The following is a 25,881-nucleotide window of genomic DNA, read 5'->3' as shown; positions in this document are numbered from 1 at the left end:
ATGGTTAAGACATTAAAGCTCCATCTTGATGATGCCTATCTTAAACAATGCGAGGCAAAGATTATTGATGTTTTTGATAGTATTGTGGTGCTTGATCAAACAATTTTTTATGCAGAGAGCGGCGGCCAATTAAGTGATAAAGGCGAAATTGTCTTACCTGATGGGACAGCTCTTAAAGTTGAAAAAGTTATAAAATCTCATCCAAGCAGCAATGAACAAGGGGTATTTCATATTATCGCAAGCGATACACCACTTGATCGCGATAGCTTATTAAATTCGTCGGTGATCTGCAATATTGATTGGGCATATCGCTATAATATCATGAAGATGCATAGCGCAGCCCATCTTTTATGCGCGATTTTACCATACCCAGTTAATGGTTGCCAAATTAGCGATAGTGCTGCGCGACTTGATTTTGTAACAACCGATGTTTTTGATAAGGATCTTATCAATGGCAAGCTAAGCCAATATATTGAAGATGCTTTAGAAATAAGTCAAGATTTCATCACCAATAGTGATCTGGCGCAAAATCCTCAGCTTGTGCGCACATTAAATGCCGCGCCACCACAGAATAATGATAAGGTGCGATTGGTTAAAATTGGCGATATAGATATTCAACCTTGTGGCGGAACCCATGTTAACAACACCAGTGAAATCGGCAAGATTGAAGTTGGAAAAACTAAAAAAGTCAGTGCCGAATGCAGGCGCATTTCTGTTGCGTTTGGGGCAAACACTTAGTTGGAGAACTTATCACTTTGCATTTTTTAACAACACAATGGATAACGTATTTTTATAAGTTGGCGTTTATTTGTACTATTATGCTAGTATTGGCTCAATATTTTATTGAATACTCATTGAACTTATCATAACGGGAAAAGGTATTAGCATGTCGGCAAAAATGTTTTATATCCTAAATGGGCCAAATCTCAACATGCTTGGCACGCGCGAGCCAGAAATTTATGGCGCAGAAACATTAAAAGATGTTGAGAATTCTTGCGAAAAAACTGCAAAATTGGCTGGATACAACATTCGGTTTTTGCAAAGCAATCACGAAGGCCAATTGGTAGATTGGATACAGGAAGCAAGAAATACTGCGGCAGCAATTATTATCAATCCTGCAGCTTATAGCCATACATCAGTTGCTATTCTTGACGCGCTAAAAAGCTTTGATGGTTTGGTTGCTGAAGTGCATATTAGTAATATTCATCAGCGCGAGGCATTCCGCCATCATTCATTTGTATCATCGCGCGCAGATTGTGTTATCGCTGGCTGTGGCACGCTTGGCTATAATTTTGCTATTGACTTTGTTGCGCGTAAATTAAACGCAACAAAATAAATTGGAAGTAACCGATAGCAGGTGTAAGATTGTATTTTACCCTGCTTTTGTACCTTTTCATTCATGGAAAATTTGGCCATCAACTTTTTTGGTCAACAATTTTTAGATTGGCGCACCTCTATATTACGTCACGATTTAATAATGTAACGTAACCCTTTTATGATTTTCCTTTTTATATGAAAATTTTACCCTTTTAAAAATTAAAAATGGTTATTATGCCATGGCGAATAAGTACATTATCCCCTTGATTAGACCATGCATTTTATAAAAAAGGCAAATTTTATGCAGATTATGCGCAAAAGGTGCGCAATATTGCCGCAAGGCGCATAAAGAACTTTTCTAAATTGTTATCTCACGCTATGTATTTGCCTAGAATGCGCCACAATTTTAGTTGTGGCAGATTCGCGCTTATTTTCTTTTTTCAAAAAATGAAAAGAAGAGGAAAAGTGGGAATAGAAATAACCAATGATGGCTTTTGAACCGTTGATTGGCCTTGAAAACTCTATTAACTGGGACCCTCGCACAGAATATGCACTGCATATGGAGAGGCAGGTAAGAATGAAAAACTTAACAAAAATACTGGGCATGGTCGGTGTATTAACATCGATGCTATTGCTGTCTGGTTGCGATATAGTGGTGTTAAATCCCGATGGGTATGTAGCACAAAACCTGCGCGATGTTATTTTAATTGCAACAGGTGTCATGCTTTGTATCGTTATACCAGTTATGGCCGCTGTGGTCATTTTTGCGTATAAATATCGTGCAACCAATACCAAGGCTGAATATCTTCCCGATTGGGGCCATTCAACAAAAATTGAAATGTGGATGTGGGGAATTCCTGTTGTGGTTGTTGCGCTTCTTGCTATTTTGTTGGTTAATTATACCAACAAGTTTGAACCATCTCATCCGCTGGATGAAAAAGTTGCCGGCAAGATTGAAGATGCCTTGCAGATTGATGCAGTTGCCATGGACTGGAAATGGCTATTTATCTATCCGCAATATGGCGTTGCTTCAATAAACGAGATTTATGCACCCGCAAAGAAGCAGGTTTTCTTGCAGTTGACATCAGAGCAATCTGTTAATGCATTTTGGGTGCCATCACTTGGTACCGTTCTTTATGCAATGCCACAGATGAACGCCAAGCTACACCTTTATTCCGAACATGAAAATGTTTATAAAGGTATGTCAGCCAATTATAGTGGCGATGGTTTTGCCAATATGCGTTTTGAATGGCATTCAGTTTCTCAGCAAGAATTCGATAATTGGATTGCTAAGGCACGCGCAAGCAACCAAGCTCTTAATGCTGATCGCTATGCAGAGCTTAAGAAAAATAAAAATAATCGTAACTTCCATGAGCCTGAATATTTCTCATCGGTACCTACAGATTTTTATTATCGCATTGTAAACCGTTGCGTTGATGGATCAGCTTGTAACGAACAATTGATGGCGAAGGCCGCAGCCCAATCACTTTGGGGTGAACTCTGCTCTGTTGTTGAACCTGATCTTGTCGTACAAGCACGTGATGCTTTGTCAAAAGAACCTGCTGAAGCTCCAGCACATTAATATCCATAGATGGACGCGCGCAATTATAGCGCTGCTGCCCATCCATTTTGAAATCTAGAATTTGGGTTAAAAAATGTCATCATCATTTCTTTTCGGAAGACTGACTGACCCCACAGCAGAAGCATTTCATGCGGTTACGCATGAACCTATCGTGCTTTACACTGTTATTGCAATTGTTGTGCTCGGTGCCGCCGTTCTTGCAGCAATTACTTTACTTGGTTGGTGGGGTATCTTATGGCGCAACTGGATAACAACGGTTGACCATAAACGTATCGGAATTATGTATATCGTCCTTGCAATTGTTATGCTCGTGCGCGGCTTTGCCGATGCTGTCATGATGCGTACGCATCAGGCTTTTGCACTTGGGCCAACTGGCGGATATCTACCCGCTGATCACTTTGACCAGATCTTTACCGCGCACGGCGTTATCATGATTTTCTTCATGGCAACTCCTTTGCTCTTTGGTATTTTCAACTATGTAATACCTTTGCAAATTGGCGCGCGCGACGTAGCGTTTCCATTCCTTAACAATCTTGGTTTCTGGATCACATTTGCTGGTGCTATTCTTATCAACGTGTCGCTGGCACTTGGTAACTTTGGCCGCGTTGGTTGGCTTGCCTATCCACCGCTATCCGGTCTTGAAGCTAGTCCCGACACGGGGGTTGATTACTATCTATGGTCCTTGCAGTTGTCCGGTATAGCGACGACTACGGGTGCTGTAAACTTTGTTGCAACTATCATCAAAATGCGTGCTCCTGGCATGACTATGATGAAAATGCCTGTTTTCATCTGGACAGCTCTTGTATCTAATATCTTGATCCTATTGATCTACCCAGTGCTTACTGTTGCTTATGTGCTTCTTGCGCTTGAACGCTATTTGGGTTTCCCATTCTTCACCAATTATGGTGGCGGCAATCCAATGGTGTGGATCAACTATGTTTGGATCTTCGGTCACCCTGAAGTTTACGTGCTTGTTGTACCAGCCTTTGGTATTCTTTCAGAAATCGTTCCGGTCTTCTCAAGCAAGCGTCTTTTTGGTTACACCTCGATGGTTTGGGCAGTGTTGGTTATCCTTCTTCTTTCCTTCCTCGTTTGGGCTCACCACTTCTTCACTATGGGTGGCGGCGTAGCAGTTAATAGTTTCTTCGGTATTGCTACCATGATTATTGCTGTACCAACCGGTGTTAAAATCTTCAACTGGCTATTCACCATGTATAAGGGCCGCATTCGCTTTGAACCACCAATGCTTTGGTGCATGGGCATGATGTTTACCTTTGTTGGTGGCGGTTTGACCGGCGTTCTCTTGGCCATGGTTCCTGCTGACTGGCAGTTCCATAACAGCTTGTTCCTTGTTGCTCACTTCCATCACACGATTATCGGTGGTGTTGTGTTCTCTTACCTTGGCGGTCTTGCATTCTGGTTCCCGAAAGTATTCGGTATCAAGCCAAATCGCGCTCTTGGTATTGCATCATTCTGGTGCTGGTTCGTTGGCTTCTATGTTGCCTTCTTCCCGATCTATGCTGTTGGTTTGCTCGGCGCAACCCGTCGCTTGCAACACTATGTCGATCCATCATGGCAAATATATTTTGTCATTGCGGCAATTGGTGCTTTAATTATTGCTCTTGGTATTTTGTGCTTCGTTGGCCAAGTCTTGCTTGCCATTTGGTATGGTATCAAACACAAAGGCAATTTGCCAATTACCCAAAACGATCCTTGGGGCGATGCTCGTACGCTTGAATGGTCAATTTCTTCACCTCCTCCTGCCTATAACTTCGCAACTGTACCTCATGTACAGGCAGAAGATGCTTATTGGGATATGAAGGTACGTGGCGAAAAGCGTCCAACAAGTGGCTTTACTAAGATCCATATGCCTTCAAATACAGCAGCTGGTTTTGTTATCGGCATTGCTATGCTTGCACTCGGCTTTGGTCTTGTTTGGCATATCTGGTGGTTGGTTGCTGTTACATTTATCGTTACAATAGCAAGCGTCATCGTCAATTCATTCACAGCTGATCACAATGGCTATTATATCTCTGCTGAAGAGGTACAAAAGACCGAAGATCATTTTACTGCTGTTCTTGAAGGCAAAGGAGCAAGAGCATGAGTGCAACAGCTCTAAATAACACCCACGCAGACGATCACGGCCACGGCCATGAAGAAGTAGATTCTGTAAAAACCTTTGGCTTTTTCGTTTATATTCTTCAAGATTTGATCTTGTTTGCTACACTTTTCGCCAATTTTGCCGTTTTCTCTTCAGCTTATGCTGAAGGGATCGTCGGCAAGAGTGTGATTGATCTAAACTTCGTGGCCGTAGAAACAGCATTTCTTTTGCTTTCTTCTATCACTTATGGCTTTGCAATGATCCAATTGCATCGCAATAATATTTCCGGTGTACGCCTATGGCTTGGCATTACCTTTATTTTCGGTATCGCCTTTATTGCTATGGAACTTTATGAGTTCGCTCATTTGTTCCATGAAGGTGCACAACCTTGGACATCAGCTTACTGGGCATCGTTCTTTACCCTTGTTGGTACGCACGGTCTACACGTAACCGCTGGTCTTATCTGGATGGCTGTCATGTTCGTGCATCTTGCTCGCACAGGTCTTTCATCACAAAATAAAACGCGCCTAACCTGCTTGTCGTTATTCTGGCACTTCCTTGATATCGTATGGGTTGGCGTATTTACCGTTGTCTATTTGTTGGGGGCTTTGTAATGAGCGCACATACACAAGAAAATCATGACAACAGCACTTCAAAATATATAACCGGTTTTATTATCTCGGTTGTTTTGACGATTGCTTCTTTTGCCCCAATCATGGCTGGTTGGTTAGCTGAATGGTCAATCAGTGCAAAAGTTATCTATTTGCTTGGTCTTGCATTTATTCAAATGGCCGTGCAGATTGTTTTCTTCTTGCATTTGAACGAAGGACCTGATGCCAAGTGGAACATCGTTTCCATGTGGGTTACAGTTGCCGGCGTTCTCATCATTATATTTGGTACTTGGTGGACAATGTTCCATCTTAACTACAATATGATGGGTGGTTCGGGCCGCGTGATTCAAACAGATGTTATCTTCCCAGCAGCTCCTGCTGCACCTGCGGATATTGCACCCGCAGCGCCAAATGAAGCACCTTCTACTCCGCAATCAGAAACTCCAGCTCAATAAATTTGGACTGGCAAAATACAAAAGCCCGCTAGGCTCAAACCTAGCGGGCTTTTTCTGTCTTTAGATGGGCAAATTACAATGGAGCCTATTGTTACTTAACGGGAGCCTCTTGTTAATTAAAGCAAACCTTATTGAAAACCTAAACACAAGTTTTAGTATAAACATCCAATGCTTTTATATTAAAAAAACACCCTGCCCTTTCACCTCATATAACAGCCTTTACCCAATAGAATTATCGGCAATTTTTAAGCCTAGAAGCTACCGCGAACGCGCGATTGAGATAGTTGCCGCAAAGGTAGCGATAACGCCATTATATCAAGCCTTAAGTGAAGCCAGTCATGATGCTCCAAAAAAAGGCGTCTTAGCAGCTTGCTAAAACGCCTTTCTAATATGCTACAACATGTCAATTTAACATTTTCGACTATTGTTTAATGTTTGAACTTTTTATAACTAAAACTTCAATTAGGCTTTGTCGAAAATACGTTAGTTCTAAAGTCGCTAGACTGTGATTTGCGTACCAATTTCAACCACACGTCCAGTTGGAATTTGGAAATATTCAGTCGCATCAGACGCTCCACGTGCAAGCTTAATATATAGTTTTTCTTGCCAACGCGGCATTTCAGGCTTGCTACCCGTCTTAATGGAACGGCGAGAAACAAAGAATGATGTTGTCATGATATCAAACTTCCAACCAAGCTTACGGCATAATGCCAATGCTCGCGGAATGTTAGGCTGCTCCATATAACCAAAGGTTAGCTCTACCAGCATAAATCGTTCGTTAAATTGCGAAACTCTTGCACGATCTGCCCGGCTAACCCGCGGCGTTGAAGCCGTCTTAACCGTCAAAATAACATTATTCTCATGCAAAACTTTATAATGTTTCAAACTGTGCATTAATGCTGTTGGTACAGTTTTAGGATCGCCCGTCAAGAAAACCGCAGTCCCTGAAACAATAGTTGGTTGGCTTTTTGCAAGGCTATCAATAATAACCTCAAGTTCAACTTCATTCTTGCGGGTCTTTTTCATGAGGTTACGCGTGCCACGCACCCAAGTCCACATAACAACACAAACAATGAGAGCAAGACCGATTGATACCCAGCCACCATCATGGATTTTGATAATATTAGCTGAGAAGAACAAAATATCAATGGTTAGAAAGCAAGCGGTTAAAGCAATACAAGCTGGCAAGCTCCATTTCCAAATGCGGGTCATGACTATAAATAAGAGCGATGTTGTTACAAGCATATTGCCGGTAACAGCAATACCATAGGCTGCAGCCAAATTGGTCGATTTTTGAAAACCAATAACCAATGCAATCACAACAATTGCCAAAATGAAATTGATTCTTGGCATATAAATCTGGCCAAGTGTTTTTTCAGACGTATGCAAAATTTCCAAACGTGGCAGAATATTTAACTGCACAGCTTGGCGCGCCATAGAAAAAGCACCAGTAATTACTGCTTGGCTCGCAATAACCGTTGCCATTGTCGCCATTAAAATCATTGGCACCAATGCCCAACTTGGCAACATTTGGTAAAAGGGATTAGCAGCGGCTTGGCCGTGGCTTAAAATAAATGCACCCTGCCCCAAATAATTGAGAATAAGGCAAGGAAAAACCACCCAAATCCAAGCAGCAACAATTGGTTTTCTACCAAAGTGTCCAAGGTCAGCATAAAGAGCCTCTGCACCGGTTACGGCCAAAAATACTGCGCCAACAGCCGCAAAGGATGTTGCCGGATTATTGAAAATATAGGCAACACCGTGCCAAGGCAGTAAAGCTTGTAAAATAGAAAAGTCATCAAGAATGTGAACGAGACCAAAAAAACCAAGGGCTAAAAACCAAACAAGGGTAATTGGGCCAAAAATAACCGCAACCCGGCCCGTTCCAAAACGCTGCACAGCAAAAAGCGCAAGTAACACAATTACGGTTAACGGCACAATAATAGGCTCAAGATCCGGCGCCACAATTTCCATACCTTCAATCGCTGAAAGTACAGACACCGCTGGCGTAATCACTGCATCGCCGAAAAACAAAGATGCACCTAAAATACCAATGCCAAGGGCCCAACCACCATGATGTTTAAAACCCGTGCGCGCAAGGGCCATCAATGATAAGATACCCCCCTCGCCATTATTATCGGCCCTTAAAACGAAAATGACATATTTAACCGTGACAATTAGGGCTAATGCCCAAAATATAAGGGAAATAACTCCGAAGATATCTTCACTGGCAATTGCTTTACCACCCGCACCCGCATGGAGTGCTTCACGGAAAGCATAAATCGGGCTGGTACCGATATCGCCATAAACAACACCAATTGCACCAAGCAATAAGAGACGAAAACTCTCTTTTGAATGGTCATTTGTTTCTTCAGTCAAGTCATCAGAAGACACATCTGCCGTTTGCAGATCAGCCATTGCTGGATTCCTTTCAACACCTTATGAGGCATAAACGCCATTAAGGTTTATTTTGAATATAGGGAAAATAATAATTTTATAGGCTAAGCCCATTTTTAAAAAGCCTCTTCAAGCTTTACTAGACATATTTGCCAAGTTTACTTGCATCGCCTTGTCTCTTTTCCGGTAGTTTAGCATATAAGACTATGCCCAAACGACCTTTGTTGATCTTTTAATATAGCAATTATATGCCAAAAACTAATATCTATCTGCTATCACAATACATGCTACTCTTAAAATTCAACTTCATGTGTTTATTTGCATGTATTTTAATTAAAAGGCATCGCCTATCATTATGGTACGCCTTTAATAGGTTTTTAATTGCAATGTCTCGACACATTTAAACCATTCATGCCGAGTCATATGTTGTTTTGATCCTTAATGACCATGGTCAGATTTTTACTGCGACATAGCATCAATAAAGCGCTTCACGGTGATATTCATACCATATTCTAGCGCATCTGCAATAAGGGCATGACCAATTGATGCTTCCGCGATATAAGGAACTGCCTTTATCAAGGGGGGTATATTAGCAACGGTTAGGTCATGGCCAGCATTAATTGCAAGACCATATTGTTTTGCAGTTTCAGAGGCTTGCTGCAAACGCTGCAATTCTATTTTTTGCTGCTTTTCATCATTAAAAGTTGCACCATATGGGCCTGTGAAAAACTCTACGCGATCTGCCCCTATTTTAGCGGCTATATCGAGTCCTTTTGGTTCAGGATCCGCAAAAAGCGACACTCGAATCTTATTTTTTTTGAGTCGCGCAATAATAGGTGCAAGACGATCTGCATTTGCCTCAAAGTCCCAACCATGATCCGATGTTGATTGTTGGGGCGCATCAGGCACAAGGGTCACTTGGTCAGCACCATTTTCTTCAACCAAACTTAAAAAATGATCGGTTGGATAGCCCTCAATATTAAATTCACGATCTTTATAGTCATCATCTAATAGTTTGCGGATGTTGGTAAGATCTTTAAAACGCACATGGCGCTCATCAGGGCGCGGATGAACCGTAATGCCAATAGCACCGGCATCTAAAGCAAGACGGGCAAAGTGTAAAAGGTCTGGCCAAGGCAAATCACGCCGATTGCGCAATAATGCAATGGCATTAAGATTAACCGATAATTTTGTCATATTATAAAACCATATTAAAAATTTACACAAAAGTTTTTTGAAAGACTATAGATTTAACCGCAAAAAACAACCAGAGAAATCATCTATAACATGGTTTCTAATATGAGCTATAATCACTTTAAAGTGCCCAGTTTTAAGCTGGGCACTTTGGAATAACGGTTTATAGGTCTTTTTTAACCTTAGGTCTAATGCCAATAAGGTGGCAAATTGCAAAAACAAGATCGGCGCGATTTAACGTATAAAAATGAAAATCGGTAACACCTCGCTCAACAAGGTCTACCACCTGTTCAGCAGCTACTGCAGCTGCAACAAGACCATGGGTTTTGGGGTCATCTTCCAAGCCTTCAAAACGCTGAGCAAGCCAATCTGGCACGTGAGTGCCATTGCGTGAACAAAAATTTTTCACCTGCCAAAAATTGTGAATTGGTAAGATGCCGGGTAAAATTGGAATATAAATTCCAGCACGTCTCACTCTTTCAACATAGCTTTCATATAGGTTATTATCAAAAAATGCCTGTGTAATGGCCCTCGTCGCGCCATTATCAATCTTGCGTTTTAATAATTCAATATCGGTTGCAAAATCTGGACTTTCAGGATGTTTTTCTGGATAAGCTGACACTGAAATATCAAAATCAGGATCAATGGCTTTTAAGCCACCAACCAAATCAGCAGCATTAAAATATCCGCCCTTAGTTGGCTCATAAGTGCCACCAATACCATTTGCTGGATCGCCCCGCAAAGCCACAAAGCGGCGAATGCCAAGGGCCGCAAATTCACGCACTACCTGATCCACCTCTTCACGCGTTGCATCAACACAGGTTAAATGCGCCGCAGTTGTAAGACCAGTTTCGTTAATAATACGCTCGACCGTACGGGCAGTACGTTCACGCGTTGAACCACCTGCACCATAAGTTACCGACACAAATTCGGGCTGTAACGGCGCAAGCCGCTCTACTGTTTGCCATAGCATTTCTTCCATTTTTTCGCTTTTTGGTGGAAAAAATTCGAAAGAAACTCTGAGATTCTCGCCAATATCATTACGGCGCGACAACCCATAAGATGCCATAGCCTATTCTCCTAAATGTTAGGGCCGTTGCCCACTTAAAACTAAAAAAATCCGCATTAAAAAATGCTATTGCCAATCAAACGGTTAATGCTGAACCCCTCGCAGCAATGAGCAATCGAGGGTCTTTTGCCAACCATAATTTAACCGTTAAGCCTTTTTGGCGATCCATCGGTTCAAACTCCTTAGTTTCAACCAGTTCAAGTCCTGCCTTTTCGATCCATGTTTTCATTTGAATATCAGAAAAACCAAGTCTTAAATGCGCGTAGTCAGTGCGCAAAAATTCTAAATCATGGGCAGCAAAATCCACAATAACCAACCGAGCATTGGGACGCATAACCCGCGCAGCCTCGCGAATTGCAGCTTGTGGATCATCCAAAAAATGTAACACTTGATGAAGTGTCACAAGATCAAAACTTTCCTTATCAACTGGTAAGGCAGCAATATCACCTTGGCGCACCTGCGCATTGGTAATTCCCGCCAAATCAAGATTAGAACGCGCAATAGCAAGCATATCACGATTATTATCAACACCCACACCACGCACATATAAATCAGCAAATAATTTCAACATTGATCCGGTACCGGTACCAATATCAAGCATGGATTGAAATGATTGACTGCCAACAATGTTTTTCATCGCTGCTTCAACAGCATTATCGGGCACGTGAAGCAAACGCAACCTATCCCACTCGGCAGCATTTGCCGAAAAATAAGATGCAGCATAGGAGTTGCGTTCTTCTTTAACCTGATTTAACCGATGCTGATCGCTTTCTAACATATGGTCACTGTGGTTAAGATGGTTAAGAATTGCATGAGTAATTGTCATGCGCATTTGATCATCCGCAAGGCGAAAATAGGCCCAAGCGCCCTCTTGATAACGAATGATCAGCCCAGCTTCCTGCAACAGCTTTAAATGTCGTGAAACCCTCGGCTGTGATTGACCAAGAATACGTGTCAAATCAGAAACGGTTAAATCACCTTGGCATAGAACCGCCAAAATACGCAAGCGCGTTGCTTCAGACGCAGCCTTTAGCATTTCAACCATTGCAGCAAGATCAAGATTCGACATGTCTTTCATTTCCAGTCACTAAGCCACCCCAAATAGGCGATAAATAACATATAAAGATATGTTTATATCTTGTCTATAAAATTCTTTGAAACTTTACAAATAAAGCAAATTATAGAGCTATTATTACCTTTTTAGATTGTTAACCAAAGAAATTCACCCTGAAGCGACAGATCAAAATCAATTTGATCGACTTCGCTACTCAAAACAAAAAAATCCTAAGCCAGAAAACCGGCTTAAGATTTTTATTTTTAAAACTAACAAAGCTATTTAGATATGCTCATTAGCGGAATGTAGTAATACGACCAAAGGTGCTCTTAGTACCCCAAATACCACGGCGTAAACATTCAAGCTGCACAATTTGGCTATGATCGATAAACAAATTGACATCAATACCATAATTTTTAATGTACCATGAGAAGACTTCAGGGTCAGCAGCTTCAAACATAACATTTTCCATGCCAACATTTTTCATGATTTTTGCCGCAACATCGGTGCGCCATGGATCAGCATTTTCAGTAATGCCTTCCGATTCAATCATGATAATCGAAGCGCCAGCATTAAGACAATCATTAGCAGTATCAATCAAGATTTGCGGATCGCGCGTACCTTCCGCCTCTAGCTCGGCTTTAGATGTATCACCACCAGCGCCAAATTGAATACCAATTTCAGGCTTTGGTTTCAGTCCTGCTTTTTTCACCTTATCAATCAACCGGATAAGATCAGGCGTTGGCAATTGGATAAAACCGGTTGACAGCTCAATCATGTCAAATTCTAACCGTACGCATTCTTCAATATAGGCATCAATTTGCGTTGGTGCCCGGGCAAGAACATTTTCAATCCAACCACCAGTTGAAACATAAACACCGTGATCATGACAAATACGATTGATCTTGCGAACATAATCTGCTGGCATGAGTGAGAAAGAGCCACCAGCATATTTATAGCCATCGACATGCTCACCCATACCTTCTAATAATTCCTTGGTATAGGTTGGGGTAACCATGGCATAATAAGGACCACGAATTTCAGTAATTGACTTATTGCGCGGCTTGGGGTCGCGATCATTCATTGGTACAAACGGAAATGAACGATTTTTCCATACATCAGATTGCGGCTTGTCACTCATAATAAACTCCATTTTTTTAAAAAAAATTATAAATTAGTCGCGCATGGGTCATGGATAGACGGATAAAACCCAACCTCAAATATGAACCAACAACGCAGTTAAGTTAGGAATTTTGGTCTAAAGCACGCCCACTGATCGTTTGGGCTATGGCATGCTCTAGATTTTTGGTTTCGTGCGGTTTCATGAAAACCGCTGCCAGTTTAAAAAAAGCTTTAAACTTTAAGATGCGCCAAAATCTCAGTAAATTCACGAACCTTTATTTTTTCAATATTTTGCACAGCATCAATGATTGCTTTGCGCGCCCTTTCAGATGTGAATGGCGTTGCAAGACCGTTAAATTTGGCAATAACAGTCTCCCAACTCATTGGACGGGTACGAAAGCCCTCATAATCAGTTTTATCAATTGAAAATTTCTTGCCATCTTTTAAGCTAACAGTAAGCGTTGTTGCTACTTCTTGCGGAAAGCGGTCAGTATATTCTTTACTTGGTCGCACAATAAAGCGCTTTAACAAGGATTGGATATCATCGCGAATAATACGAGCATCATCATATTGGGCTGGCAAAACATTACCTTCAATTAAAGCAACACCAACCATATATTGTAAGGAATGGTCTGCCTCTTCCTTGGTTCTAATAATCGTCTTGTCGCCTTCTTCGCCGCCGCCAATAATATGATAAGCAACATCAAAAATATCGATTTCGATTTTATCAATTTGATCCCATGTAAAGCCTTCACGAGCTTGCAACTCAAGCGCACCTTCAATGGAAGATTGTGAATGAATTTCGGCATTATATTTCTTGATAATCGACTGAACGACATTTTCAAGATCTTCCTTTTGCCAGTCAATAGTAAAAGGTCCTGCAATTGCGTCTTTAAAGCCCTTGTTGCCCTCAAATACTTCTTCAGGGCCGGTTATGCCGCGCATAGCTAAAAATGCGCTATGCGTGCCAATAAAGGCGGTATTGGGATAGGCTAGCCCTTTCCAATGGGATAAAGCCCCAGTACGGGTAACGCGCAGGGCATTATTACAAGTGCCTGATATTGCAATGGCATTGGCGGTCTTTTCATCATCAAGCTTTAAGGCTTTAGCAACACCAGCCGCAACAGCATAGGCACCTTGCACTGTGTGATCAAAACCTTTGGCACGCACTGGCGCCACATCACAAAGGCGACCCTGCACCTGATAGGCAACAGCCATAGCGGTTAAAAAATCTGCTCCACTCGCATCATTATATTCAGCTGCAGCAAGCACCGCACCAAGATTATCCGACTGGTGGCAGGTTTCTCCCTTAGCAAGATAGCTGTCCATAAAATCAAGATAGCGAACGAGTGCGCCATTATAAAAAGCCGCACGATCCGGCGCGGTTTTACCACCACCAATCAAGGTTGAAAGGGGGCGACCACCAAAATCCTCCAATTGCTCACGGATCATATGGATAGGCTCGCCATCCAATGCACCAATTGCAACGCCAACAGAGTCAAGAATACGCTTTTTCAATTCTTCCTTGGCTGTATCTGACATCATTTCAATATTAGCATGAGTTACAAAACGCGCCAATTGACGTACTTCTGTATCCTTATGCCCTGTTTCCTGCTGTGTATTATGATTTGCCACAGTGTATCCTCCAAATTTTACACAATTATTCGTTTTCAAAAGCGTAAGATCTTTTGAATTAAGTGAAATGGATATACATTTTAATTGTAATAAATATAATATAATTACCACTAATTGTAATAATTATAAATATTCTAATAATATATTTTCTATTTCTAGAATCTTTTAAAAAGATTTCCTATTTAAAATTTACGATTTTTAATATATAAATAGTTTTTATTTCGTCAAATGGTTTTTATTATAAAATGAGATAGATTTTTATTATAATAATTAAAAATTTAAACATTATAATTAGAGTAAATATTTTAAAGAAAATAAAAGCCTTGATTGATAAACAGACAAATAAGAAAAACCGTTATTTTGGCGCATCTGATATAGGAGAAAAAAATGCCAAGTGTCTTTGTGCACGACCTTCATTACTGGGAACAGATTATTATTGAATCCTATCGCATCTGGCGCAAAGCCCAGCCAACAACGGCAATTATTGAACATCGCTTGGCAGCCAATCTTAGATGGGAGCGAATTTATCCCTTTATTAATGCGCTATTTGAACTGTTTAGACGCGCTGATAAAATTAATGAAATCAAAGCCGGACAAGAGGGAGACTATTTAACACCAACGGAGCTTTTATTAATTGATCTTGTTGCGAGTACAACAGCCACCGCACCATACCATGGCGACCTAACCAGCAAAGCTGCCTTTATCGAAGTTGAACATCAAGCAACACAAATGTTGAAATTATTCGCGCAAGTTGGCATCATTATTCGCCCAAGCCTTAGCATCACCCCATCAGAAGAGGAGCAACTGGCGCGCCTTACCGCCAATTCCTACCAGCATGTTTTTCGTATGGAATAATAAAACTATAAATCAAAAACTAAGTATTTTCTTCCTAAATTATAATTTTATCAATAGATTAACACTTTTAAATTTGGCTTTAAAATTTGTAAAAAGCTATTAAATCAATGTAGTAAAGCGATTGATCTCAATAAATATAATGATCAATCGCTTTGAAATTTGCTAATCTACAGCAATCCAAGTGCCTGTGGCATTTTTTTGCAATACAGCTACAAAATCCTTACTACTCCCGTCTGATAGACTAATATTAACGGCACAAGCAAATTTGCTATCCATTTTATTGCAGATACCCTTTGGCGTAATTTTAGCTGTTGCCACAAGAGCCTTTTTTTCTTCACTATCTGATGTGGCAAGCATTACTGTTTTTGTCACTTCTATAATATCGCTATTTTTAGGACCTCCAAAAAAAACATTTGGTCCCCATGCAAAGTAAACAGCTCCGACACCGACAATAATTAACAATATTACAAAGTTTATCATTTTTTTCATAAACAAACACCTTTATCTAAACATAAAATTACGCAATTCTATTATATTAAAATTCATTATATTAAAACAAAAAAATCCAGCATGCCTTTTTATAAAAGACATACTGGATCTATTGTTATTTTGATAAAATTTACTTTTAAAAGCGTTTAAACTTTATGCTTTAGGTGCTGCGTTACGCACTTCTTCATCAACATGGCTAGCAAACTTGTCAAAATTTTCAACAAACATGCCAGCAAGCTTTTTAGCCTGTGCATCATAGGCAGCTTTATCTTCCCATGTGGAACGTGGATCAAGGATAGTAGTATCCACGCCATTAACTGCTGTTGGCACTTCAAAGCCAAAATTTTCGTCGTGGCGGAAAGTAACATTTTTAAGCGAACCATCAAGAGCCGCAGTTAAAAGCGCACGTGTTGCCTTAATCGGCATGCGGCTACCAGTACCATAAGCACCACCAGTCCAGCCAGTATTAACCAACCAGCAATCCACCTTATGTTCCGCAATAAGAGCACGTAGCAAATTACCATATTCGGATGGGTGACGCGGCATGAAAGGTGCACCAAAACAGGTTGAGAATGTTGCTTCTGGCTCTGTTACACCTTTTTCAGTACCGGCAACCTTGGCTGTATAACCAGACAAGAAATGATACATGGCCTGTGCTGGGGTAAGCTTCGCAATTGGTGGCATAACACCAAAGGCATCTGCGGTCAGCATGATAATATTTTTAGGCTGACCACCACGGCCTGTTGGGCTTGCATTAGGAATAAAATGTAAAGGATAAGCGCAACGGGTATTTTCAGTCAGTGAACCATCATCAAAATCAGGCTCACGGCGCTCATTTAAGACAACATTTTCAAGAACAGTACCAAAACGTTGCGTTGTTGCATAAATTTCAGGCTCTGCTTCTGCGGAAAGACGAATGGTCTTAGCATAGCAACCGCCTTCAAAATTGAAGATGCCGTCCTTGCCCCAACCATGCTCATCATCACCAATAAGGGTGCGTGTAGGATCGGCTGAAAGTGTGGTTTTACCAGTGCCAGACAAACCGAAGAACACAGCAGTATCGCCATGTGGGCCTTCATTGGCCGAGCAATGCATTGGCATAACGCCCTTAGCAGGCAAGAGATAATTTAAAGCGGTGAAAACTGATTTTTTCATTTCACCAGCATAAGATGTGCCACCAATAAGCACGATCATACGGGTCAAATCACAAGCGATAACCGTTTCACTGCGGCAACCATGACGCACTGGATCTGCGCGGAAGGATGGCAGATTGATAATGGTCATTTGTGGTACATAATTTTTCAATTCGCTCTCATAAGGGCGAATTAGCAAATTGCGGATGAAAAGAGCATGCCAAGCAAATTCACTGGTAACACGCGCACGAATTGAGTTTTGCTCATCAGCGCCACCAATCAAATCTTCAACAAAAAGATCACGGCCCTTTGCATGTTCGATAAAGTCTGCATAAAGCGTATCAAAATGCTCTTGCGACATTGGTTTGTTGTTTTCCCACCAGATATGAGACTCAGTCTCACTGGTGCGGACAACAAACTTATCCTTGGCTGAGCGCCCAGTGTGTTGACCAGTATAGGCAACAAGTGCACCTTGAGCGGTTATCTTTGCTTCTTGACGTCTAATTGCTTCTTCATAAAGCAAAGCTGGGGTAAGATTGTAATATACATTACCAAGATCTTTAAGTCCCGCTGTAGTGATAGACGCGGACGGGTTGAAAATGCCAGTCTCTTTCATAATAACTCCGCATGATTCATCATTAAAAACGCACTTTTTAAAAAGGCGTACTGCTTTAAGACAGAAAAAATCAAATAGATCAAACTTTTAATCGATTTAAAAGAAATTTAAATTTTTTAAATTGCCAGTTATCCAATTTATTATTATTTGCTAATAAATAGGATTGCGATTAAAATCCGAGAAAAATATCTTAAAAATCAACTATTTTTACTCTTTGCCACAATTTGTACCTAATTTGTCCGCCAAAAAGGGTAGCAGAACAAAAAAGCAAAGATTTGCGGATTGCTCCTTAATAAATTGCAAATTGTTCTAAAGTGAGTCGGAAGTTTAAAAGCAGCAATTGCCTAAAAATGCCAAAATGCTTGGCAAAGCAAAAAGTGCTTTTAGCACCGCAATTTTATATATTTATCCATGTTGAAATTGGCATAGGTAGTTTTTAAATTGCGGTATTAATATTAGCATGAAATATTGAATAAGATTTTATAATTTTATGCTAATTATGCTAATTTAAGTTTCAATACCCTTTAAATCCAACGAATGACTTCTTGTTGAATTTGGGTCGCATGAGAGTGAATTTTATTGCCCTATCCTATCTTGTAAAAGAACATGATAGAATAGCATTAAAACAAATATGGTATCTAATTAAAAGCGAGGCCTTATGAAAGATGCAACAACCACAACCCAGACCATTGCACTGGTTGATGATGACCGCAATATTCTGACATCTGTATCGATTGCACTTGAGGCTGAAGGTTATAAGGTTGAAACCTATACAGACGGTGCGTCTGCCCTTGAAGGCTTGACAGCCCGTCCGCCAAATCTTGCTATTTTCGATATTAAAATGCCGCGCATGGACGGCATGGAATTATTGCGTCGTCTGCGCCAAAAATCTGATTTACCAGTCATGTTCCTTACATCAAAAGATGATGAGATAGATGAGCTTTTTGGCCTTAAAATGGGTGCGGATGATTTTATCACCAAACCTTTTTCACAACGATTATTGGTTGAACGTGTAAAAGCCATTTTACGCCGCACAGCTGCAAGGGAAGCTGCTAAAGTCAGCGGCCAACCAAGCTCGTCTATTGAGCGCGGATCGCTAGTCATGGATCAAGAACGCCATACCTGCACATGGAAGGGCGAACCGGTTATTTTAACAGTGACTGAATTTCTGATCCTGCAATCACTTGCACAGCGCCCTGGCGTTGTTAAAAGCCGTGACGCTTTGATGGATGCTGCCTATGACGACCAAGTCTATGTCGATGATCGCACCATTGATAGCCATATTAAACGCTTGCGTAAAAAATTCAAAAGCGTTGATGATAATTTTGAAATGATTGAAACGCTTTATGGCGTTGGTTATCGTTTCCGCGAAGGTTGATAAAAACTGGCTATAGTGTCACATAAGTAAGGACAGGCTTTTATTGTGACACTATGGCCTTTAAAGTTATAAGGTCAGCAGGCTAAGGCTTACACATAACAATCTGACATAAATAAACATATGAGATCGATGATAATCCAGATATTGGTTATTTTATTTCAGATTTATTTAAGCCAAACTTAAATTTCAAACTGGTTAGCAGCATGCATGAGCTAGTTTAAACAAATAGGATTATTCTTGCTTTATGAATGAAGACGCAAAAATAAACGATAGTAGTAAAGCGTCAACTGCGAAAAAACGCGTAAAAAAATCGCCAATCATGCGATTTTTTCGCCGCATAAAGCGCTTTTTTGAGCTTGTCCTATTTTCCAATCTTACCATGTTGATTGTTATTCTAAACATTGCCGCTCTGGTTGGTTTAATGTTTGGCATCATGCTGCTCAATCAAACCCGTGATGTGGTGGTGGATGCGCGTCTTGATAGTTTAACAACGCAAGGTAAAATTATTGCAGGTGCCATTGCCGCATCTGCAACGGTTGATACCAATTCAATCCTCATTGACCCCGAAAAGCTTATGGAACTGCAAGCAGGCGAAAGTTTATTTGCCCATGGCGACAGCAGCGATAATTGGGATTTTCCAATTAATCCAGAGCGCGTTTCACCGCTCTTAAGGCGGGTTATTTCACCAGCAACCACTAGGGCGCGCATTTATGATCGTGATGCTAATCTATTGCTGGATTCACGCCAACTTTATTCAAGCGGCCAAGTTTTAAGCTATAGCCTACCCAATATTTCCAATAATGATCAAACTTGGTATGAGCGTTTTTCGAGCTGGCTTTCAAGTTTATTTTTTGGCAATGACATTCCCCAAGACAGTGAAATGTCAGGTGGCAACGGAATGGCCTATCCTGAAGTGTTAAAAGCAATAGACGGAACACCAGCAACCGCGCAACGCCGCAGCAGACAAGGCGAATTAATTGTTTCAGTAGCTGTACCTATTCAACGTTCTCATACGGTTGTTGGGGTATTATTACTCTCTACAGTTGGCTCTGATATTGATAATATTGTTCGTGCCGAGCGCATGGGAATTTTGAAAATTTTTGCAGTGATTGCCGCTGTCATGTTAGTGCTGTCATTATTCCTTGCTTCCACGATTGCTACACCTTTGCGGAAATTAGCGGCCGCTGCTGATAGGGTTCGTAATGGTACCAATAAGCGGGTCGAAATTCCTGATTTTTCCTCACGCCAAGATGAAGTTGGACATTTATCAACCTCAATTCGCGATATGACTGAAGCACTTTATATGCGTATTGAAGCGATTGAACGCTTTGCCGCTGATGTTAGCCATGAATTGAAAAATCCGCTGACATCGCTGCGCAGCGCAGTTGAAACCTTGCCTCTTGCAAAAACTGATGAAACACGTGGCCGACTTTTAGAAGTTATCCAGCATGATGTACGCCGTCTTGACCGCTTAATTACCGATATTTCTGATGCTTCACGCCTTGACGCAGAATTAGCACGCGAAGCATCACAAGAAGTAAATATTGAGACTTTGCTTGATAGTATTGTGTTGGCGGCAAGAGAAGTCCGCAAAAATAAAGCAATAGCAAAAATTGAGTTTGAAGTTGAACCATTAAGCGGCAATAAACGCTATGTGGTTGCTGGGCATGATTTGCGTCTTGGTCAGGTGGTATCAAACTTAATTGAAAATGCTCGATCATTTATTCCAGTTGACAATGGTATCATCCGAATAAAAATGAAGATGTCTGGTCATAGTATCATTCTCACGGTTGAAGATAATGGTCCTGGCATTGGCGCTGAAAATATTGAGCGTATTTTTGAACGTTTTTATACCGACCGCCCAGGCGCAGAATCTTTTGGACAAAATTCTGGCCTTGGTTTATCTATCAGCCGACAGATTATCGAGGCGCATGAGGGCACCCTCACCGCTGAAAATATAATCGACCCTAACAATGAAGACCACCTGCTTGGCGCGCGCTTTATCATTAAGCTGCCAGTTGCTGGCTATCACGGAAAGCCCCATCATGAACGAGACGACGAATAACCCAAATTTAATGCATGCTTGTGCCTTACGCCTTGGTAGTTATGGAGTCATAATCAAGGGGCAATCAGGTAGCGGCAAATCAACTATCGCCCTTGCCTTGATCGAATGGGCGCAATCTATCAATCGCAGTGCCGCGCTGGTTAGTGATGATTATGTGCTGTTAAGCCGCGACGAGCAAACGGTGATTGCATCAGCACCAGACACAATTAGAGGATTAATTGAGGTACGTGGTGCCGGTGTTTTTAGAATTGAACATCAAGACAAAGCCCGCATTGACCTTGTTGTCGAATTGGAAGGTAAAGGCGAGCGTTATCCATCAAGCGAAGGCTATGACATTTTAGGAATTAAATTGCCTTTTTTACGCTTACCTAGTCTTGAAAATGCAAATCCAATTACTATTTGTCAGGCTATTGAAGCTACATTGTTCAAACAAGCTTATAAACTTTAAAATATTTATCATTAATCCAGTGAATTGGATTGCGGTGTTGGCAATCCGATTCTGTTTGACGATCAAATCTGTATTTTAATTGCAGATTTGTCTCAATATTTGTAGTGATTTTTCAAATTGGGCAAAAAAGCGGCGAAATTTGGCAAAAAAATCACATTTATTGGTTAAAGAAGCGAAAATATTGTAATTATTTGAACTTTCCCCTTGCACTCCGCGTTAAGACTGAGACAATAGAACATTCGTCCTTGTTGAGGAAATCAAGCAAGCTTGGACGAGAAGTGTTTTTAACGGGAGCATATATATGATCGGACTCGTGCTTGTTACGCACGGTAGGCTAGCGGAAGAGTTTTTGCATGCGGTGGTGCATGTGGTTGGCCCACAGGAAAAATTTGCAACTGTTTGTATAGGTCCAGACGATGATTTGGATCAGCGCAGAGATGATATTTTAGACGCAGTTCAATCGGTTGATGAGGGCGATGGTGTCATTATCTTGACCGATATGTTTGGCGGCACACCTTCCAATATGGCCATATCGGTCATGGAAGAAGGGCATATTGAAGTTATTGCTGGTGTCAACTTGCCAATGCTGATAAAATTGGCAAGTGTAAGACATGTTGAGAGTTTGCAAGGGGCGTTACGCGCCGCACAAGATGCTGGACGGCGCTATATTACCGTACCCAGCATGGTTCTTGCAGACGAATAGGAGGCAAAATGTCACAAACGCAGCTGTCATCACCATTAGTCTTTGCAGAACAAGCGCTATCCCGCGAAATTGGCATTTGTAACAAGCGTGGCTTACATGCTCGCGCTTCAGCCAAATTTGTTAAACTGGTAGGGTCGTTTAGTGCCGATGTGCGGGTAGAAAAAGACGGCATGAGCGTTGGTGGTACCTCTATAATGGGGCTTATGATGCTTGCGGCTTCACCGGGGTGCAAAATTACGGTTATTGCATCAGGTGATGATGCAAATGCTGTTCTTGATGCGATTGAAGAACTGGTTAATGAGCGCTTTGGCGAAGAATGTTAGCCTAAACTGTAGCTATTATACCGTAAAATACAAGATACCGATGACAATTGGTAAAAACCTTTATCGGTGAAGAAAATCTGCCCTTAGCTTTATTTTAAATTTCATTACAATAAATTTTGTCACAATAAAAAGGCTGGTTTTTACACCAGCCTTTTTATTTAGCTATAATTGCTGAGCGGTGGGCAAGAGCAAATGAGATTTCGGTCACCTGCCACATTATCAATACGTGAAACTGGAGGCCAATATTTTTGGGTTGGATCGCGATTTTCGTCAGGGAAAGCAGCGATTTTGCGGCTATAGGCATGAGCCCAATTATCATCCAAAGTTTCAGCCAAGGCATGCGGCGCATTAACCAGTGGATTATCATCCTTTGGCCAAATGCCTTCCCCAACCTTTTTCGCTTCACCAGCAATGGCAATCAATGCATCACAAAGACGATCAATCTCGCCCTTTGGTTCAGACTCAGTTGGTTCAATCATCAATGTGCCAGCAACGGGAAATGACATGGTTGGAGCATGGAAACCATAATCAATCAACCGCTTGGCAACATCATCAACCGTAATGCCGTATTGGTCTTTTAATACCCGTGTATCAACAATACACTCATGGGCAACACGACCCCTTTTACCCTTATAAAGAATGGGATAGGCCTTACTTACCCGTGTTGCGATATAATTTGCGTTTAAAATGGCCGTCTTGGTTGCATCTCGCAAACCATCCGGCCCCATCATGCGAATATACATCCAAGTAATCACCAAAATTGATGCACTGCCAAAAGGTGAACTAGACACCGCATAATCACTGCCAAATTCTTCATGACCGGGTAAAAATGGCTTTAAGTGACTAGCAACCCCAATAGGGCCAACACCGGGGCCACCGCCGCCATGAGGAATTGCAAAGGTTTTATGCAAATTCATATGGCAAACGTCGGCGCCAACACCAGCAGGGCGAGCAAGCCCAACCAATGCATTAAGATTGGCACCATCAAAATAGACCTGCCCACCATTTTTATGAATAATGTCGCATATTTCAACAATGCCTTCTTCATAAACACCGTGGGTTGATGGATAGGTAATCATCAAGGCACCCAGCTTTTCGCTATATTGCTCTGCCTTGAAGCGTAGATCATCAATATCAACATCGCCATCATTCAAGCACTTGACCACAACCACATCCATGCCTGCCATATGAGCAGAAGCTGGATTGGTACCATGGGCTGATGCTGGGATAAGACAGATATTGCGATTATGATCGCCGCGCGATTCATGATAACGGCGAATGGCCAAAAGTCCAGCATACTCACCTTGTGCACCTGAATTAGGCTGAACGGAAACACCGGGAAAGCCTGTAATTGCGCTTAAATAATCTTCAAGCTGCGTAATCATTTGGCGATAGCCAACCGTATCACTTTGCGGTGCGAAAGGATGAATATTGGCAACTTTTGGCCAGCTAACCGGTAGCATTTCTGCTGCCGCATTAAGCTTCATGGTACATGAGCCAAGTGGAATCATGGCGCGGTCAAGGGCAAGATCCTTATCGGCCAAGCGGCGTAAATAACGCATCATGTCTGTTTCAGATTTTACACCGCGAAAAGCTGGTTGCGTCATGAAAGGGCCGACACGCTTTGCTTCTGGCAATTGACTTTCAATGGTTTCACCAATATTGGCGTCAAACAATTGGCAAAGCGTATGCAAATCATCTTCCGTTGATACTTCATCAAAATTAATCGACACATGATCAGCATCAATAATGCGCAGTAAATAGCCCTTTTCACGAGCAGCAAAGGCGATTTCTTCCGCTTCACCTTTAACTTTTACAGTGACGCAATCAAAGAAATATTCGCCTAAAGTTTCAATATTAACGCCGTTAAGCGCAGCTTTAAAGCGAGTTGCAAGTTCATGAATACGCGTAGCAATGTCTTGTAATCCCTTAGGGCCATGCCAAATGGCGTAAGATGCTGCCATATTAGCCAGTAATGCTTGCGCTGTACAAATATTGGATGTTGCTTTGTCACGGCGAATATGCTGCTCGCGGGTTTGCAAGGCAAGACGAAAGCCAACACGCCCTTTAGTATCAATTGATTGGCCAACAATACGCCCGGGGATAATGCGGGTTAAGTCACTTGCTACAGCAAGATAACCAGCATGTGGGCCGCCAAAGCCCATGGGCACGCCAAAACGCTGCATGGAGCCAACAGCAATATCTGCACCCCAACTTGCAGGGGAAGCAAGTAGCGTTAGGGCAAGTGGGTCAGCAACGGTGATAACACGTGCGCCTACTGCCTTTGCGTGGCGAATAACAACGGAATAATCGTTGAAAACACCATAAGTATCAGGCCAAGGCACAATAATTGCCGCAGTTTTTTCATCAATTGTGCCGTTTTCTTCAACGCTATAACCTTGAGTGTTAGCGCGGGTCTTGGCAACATCAAGGGTTTGCGGATGTAAATCGCCACAAACAACAATTTTTTCGCGATTGTCTTTAAACGAACGGATAGCAAGAGCATTTGCTTCGGCTAATGCGGTTGCCTCATCAAGCAATGATGCGGCAGCAATCGGTAAGCCAGTTAATTCCGCTACCAAGGTTTGAAAGTTGAACAAAAGTTCAAGGCGGCCTTGGCTAATTTCAGCCTGATATGGTGTATAGGCAGTATACCAAGCTGGATTTTCAAACAAATTCCGTAAGATAACAGGCGGCACAAATGTGCCGTGATAACCTTGACCAATAAAGCTTTTATGCAAGGCATTTTGTTCCATAATGCCGTGTAATTCATTTAATGCTTCCGCTTCGCTTGCTGCCTTGGGCAAATCTAGCAAACCTTTTAGACGGATAGAGGCCGGCACTGCCTCCTCTACCAGTTGGTCCAAACTATCTAGACCAAGCACATCAAGCATGGCGCTGACATCACCGGCATCTGGCCCTATATGGCGATCTTTAAACAATTGTTCACTCATGAATCACCTTTAGCCAACTAATGCGTCATAGGCAGCTTTATCAAGCAAACTATCAAGCTGGCTTTTATCGCTCAATTTCATGCGCCATAACCAGCCTGCATCTTCAGCACTTTGATTGACAAGAGATGGATCACTAGAAAGAGCTTCATTGATTTCAATCACATCTCCATCAACAGGCGCATAAACGTCTGATGCAGCTTTAACTGATTCAACCACCACAATAGCATCGCCCTTGGCAACGCTTTTACCAACATCTGGCAACTCAACAAAAACAAGATCACCTAATTGCTCTTGTGCATGGATGGTAATGCCCACAGTAGCGATATCGCCTTCTACGCTCATCCATTCGTGATCTTCGGTATAATAAAGTGTAGACATTG

Annotated in this window: 22 protein-coding genes; 12 read left to right on the top strand and 10 right to left on the bottom strand. The window is 41.7% G+C overall.

Translation table 11 applies throughout. From position 1 onward, the window contains the following. From N5852_RS03485 to cyoD, 6 genes are all read left to right on the top strand, one after another. On the top strand, positions 1–738 hold the full coding sequence (locus N5852_RS03485; protein WP_262099038.1) for an alanyl-tRNA editing protein: 738 nt from the start codon (positions 1–3) through the stop codon (positions 736–738). 148 nt (positions 739–886) lie between these two features. After that, positions 887–1,336: a type II 3-dehydroquinate dehydratase gene (gene aroQ / locus N5852_RS03480; RefSeq protein ID WP_262099037.1), complete on the top strand. Its 450-nt coding sequence runs from the start codon at positions 887–889 to the stop codon at positions 1,334–1,336. A gap of 558 nt (positions 1,337–1,894) precedes the next feature. After that, positions 1,895–2,899: a ubiquinol oxidase subunit II gene (gene cyoA / locus N5852_RS03475; RefSeq protein WP_262099036.1), complete on the top strand. Its 1,005-nt coding sequence runs from the start codon at positions 1,895–1,897 to the stop codon at positions 2,897–2,899. Between the two features lie 73 nt (positions 2,900–2,972). Next, entirely contained in the window at positions 2,973–5,003 is a 2,031-nt protein-coding gene (gene cyoB, locus N5852_RS03470) for a cytochrome o ubiquinol oxidase subunit I (protein ID WP_262099035.1), read from the top strand. Further along, positions 5,000–5,614 carry a cytochrome o ubiquinol oxidase subunit III gene (cyoC, locus tag N5852_RS03465; RefSeq protein ID WP_262099034.1) on the top strand — a complete coding sequence of 205 codons (615 nt, stop codon included), beginning with the start codon at positions 5,000–5,002 and terminating at the stop codon, positions 5,612–5,614. The genes cyoB and cyoC overlap by 4 nt, the downstream gene beginning before the upstream one ends. Then, a complete protein-coding gene (cyoD, locus tag N5852_RS03460) occupies positions 5,614–6,066 on the top strand; it encodes a cytochrome o ubiquinol oxidase subunit IV (RefSeq protein WP_262099033.1) in 453 nt (150 codons plus the stop codon). The genes cyoC and cyoD overlap by 1 nt, the downstream gene beginning before the upstream one ends. 498 nt (positions 6,067–6,564) lie before the next feature. On the opposite strand, the gene N5852_RS03455 is transcribed toward cyoD, so the two are convergent. The 6 genes from N5852_RS03455 to N5852_RS03430 all read right to left on the bottom strand — a co-directional run bounded on the left by N5852_RS03455 (position 6,565) and on the right by N5852_RS03430 (position 14,537). Then, complete coding sequence (locus N5852_RS03455; RefSeq protein ID WP_262099031.1) at positions 6,565–8,484, bottom strand: potassium transporter Kup; 1,920 nt, start codon at positions 8,482–8,484, stop codon at positions 6,565–6,567. 438 nt (positions 8,485–8,922) lie between these two features. After that, a complete protein-coding gene (locus tag N5852_RS03450; protein WP_262099030.1) occupies positions 8,923–9,660 on the bottom strand; it encodes a pyridoxine 5'-phosphate synthase in 738 nt (245 codons plus the stop codon). Positions 9,661–9,820: 160 nt separating this feature from the next. Continuing rightward, positions 9,821–10,726, bottom strand: a complete 906-nt coding sequence (metF, locus tag N5852_RS03445; RefSeq protein ID WP_262099029.1) for a methylenetetrahydrofolate reductase [NAD(P)H] — start codon at positions 10,724–10,726, stop codon at positions 9,821–9,823. A gap of 76 nt (positions 10,727–10,802) precedes the next feature. Continuing rightward, positions 10,803–11,795, bottom strand: a complete 993-nt coding sequence (locus N5852_RS03440) for an ArsR/SmtB family transcription factor (RefSeq protein ID WP_262099028.1) — start codon at positions 11,793–11,795, stop codon at positions 10,803–10,805. Between the two features lie 280 nt (positions 11,796–12,075). Then, entirely contained in the window at positions 12,076–12,921 is an 846-nt protein-coding gene (locus N5852_RS03435; RefSeq protein ID WP_182418793.1) for a phosphosulfolactate synthase, read from the bottom strand. Between the two features lie 212 nt (positions 12,922–13,133). Then, positions 13,134–14,537, bottom strand: coding sequence for an MmgE/PrpD family protein (locus tag N5852_RS03430; protein ID WP_262099027.1), 1,404 nt, complete (start codon positions 14,535–14,537; stop codon positions 13,134–13,136). 387 nt (positions 14,538–14,924) lie between these two features. Here N5852_RS03430 and N5852_RS03425 point away from each other — a divergent pair, with 387 nt between their 5' ends. Continuing rightward, positions 14,925–15,392, top strand: coding sequence for a hypothetical protein (locus tag N5852_RS03425; protein WP_262099026.1), 468 nt, complete (start codon positions 14,925–14,927; stop codon positions 15,390–15,392). A 162-nt stretch (positions 15,393–15,554) separates the two neighbouring features. Here N5852_RS03425 and N5852_RS03420 read toward each other — a convergent pair whose 3' ends face one another. Together N5852_RS03420 and N5852_RS03415 are read right to left on the bottom strand one after the other, a co-directional pair. Beyond that, a complete protein-coding gene (locus N5852_RS03420) occupies positions 15,555–15,881 on the bottom strand; it encodes a hypothetical protein (protein ID WP_262099025.1) in 327 nt (108 codons plus the stop codon). Between the two features lie 153 nt (positions 15,882–16,034). Beyond that, positions 16,035–17,630 carry a phosphoenolpyruvate carboxykinase gene (locus N5852_RS03415; protein WP_262099024.1) on the bottom strand — a complete coding sequence of 532 codons (1,596 nt, stop codon included), beginning with the start codon at positions 17,628–17,630 and terminating at the stop codon, positions 16,035–16,037. A gap of 658 nt (positions 17,631–18,288) precedes the next feature. Here N5852_RS03415 and N5852_RS03410 point away from each other — a divergent pair. The 5 genes from N5852_RS03410 to N5852_RS03390 all read left to right on the top strand — a co-directional run bounded on the left by N5852_RS03410 (position 18,289) and on the right by N5852_RS03390 (position 22,547). Beyond that, positions 18,289–19,008 (top strand): response regulator transcription factor, encoded by a 720-nt coding sequence (locus N5852_RS03410; RefSeq protein WP_262099023.1) that lies wholly within the window; start codon positions 18,289–18,291, stop codon positions 19,006–19,008. A gap of 244 nt (positions 19,009–19,252) precedes the next feature. Further along, positions 19,253–21,073, top strand: coding sequence for a sensor histidine kinase (locus N5852_RS03405; protein WP_410004228.1), 1,821 nt, complete (start codon positions 19,253–19,255; stop codon positions 21,071–21,073). After that, positions 21,054–21,521 (top strand): HPr kinase/phosphorylase, encoded by a 468-nt coding sequence (locus N5852_RS03400; protein ID WP_262099022.1) that lies wholly within the window; start codon positions 21,054–21,056, stop codon positions 21,519–21,521. Before N5852_RS03405 ends, N5852_RS03400 begins: the two co-directional genes overlap by 20 nt. Positions 21,522–21,822: 301 nt before the next feature. Further along, complete coding sequence (locus N5852_RS03395; protein WP_262099021.1) at positions 21,823–22,224, top strand: PTS sugar transporter subunit IIA; 402 nt, start codon at positions 21,823–21,825, stop codon at positions 22,222–22,224. A gap of 8 nt (positions 22,225–22,232) precedes the next feature. Beyond that, positions 22,233–22,547: an HPr family phosphocarrier protein gene (locus N5852_RS03390; RefSeq protein ID WP_262099020.1), complete on the top strand. Its 315-nt coding sequence runs from the start codon at positions 22,233–22,235 to the stop codon at positions 22,545–22,547. A 158-nt stretch (positions 22,548–22,705) separates the two neighbouring features. On the opposite strand, the gene gcvP is transcribed toward N5852_RS03390, so the two are convergent. Together gcvP and gcvH are read right to left on the bottom strand one after the other, a co-directional pair. Then, the gene (gene gcvP / locus N5852_RS03385; RefSeq protein ID WP_262099019.1) at positions 22,706–25,501 is read right to left on the bottom strand and encodes an aminomethyl-transferring glycine dehydrogenase; all 2,796 of its coding nucleotides are present in this window, start codon (positions 25,499–25,501) and stop codon (positions 22,706–22,708) included. Positions 25,502–25,510: 9 nt separating this feature from the next. Beyond that, a complete protein-coding gene (gene gcvH, locus N5852_RS03380) occupies positions 25,511–25,879 on the bottom strand; it encodes a glycine cleavage system protein GcvH (protein WP_262099018.1) in 369 nt (122 codons plus the stop codon). Between the last annotated feature and the right edge of the window lie 2 nt (positions 25,880–25,881).

It is taken from the genome of Bartonella sp. HY328, from assembly GCF_025449335.1.
In the GTDB taxonomy this organism is placed as follows: Bacteria; Pseudomonadota; Alphaproteobacteria; order Rhizobiales; family Rhizobiaceae; genus HY038.
The sequence above is the reverse complement of the archived record's forward strand: the minus strand, read 5'-3'. Positions and strand labels throughout refer to the sequence as shown.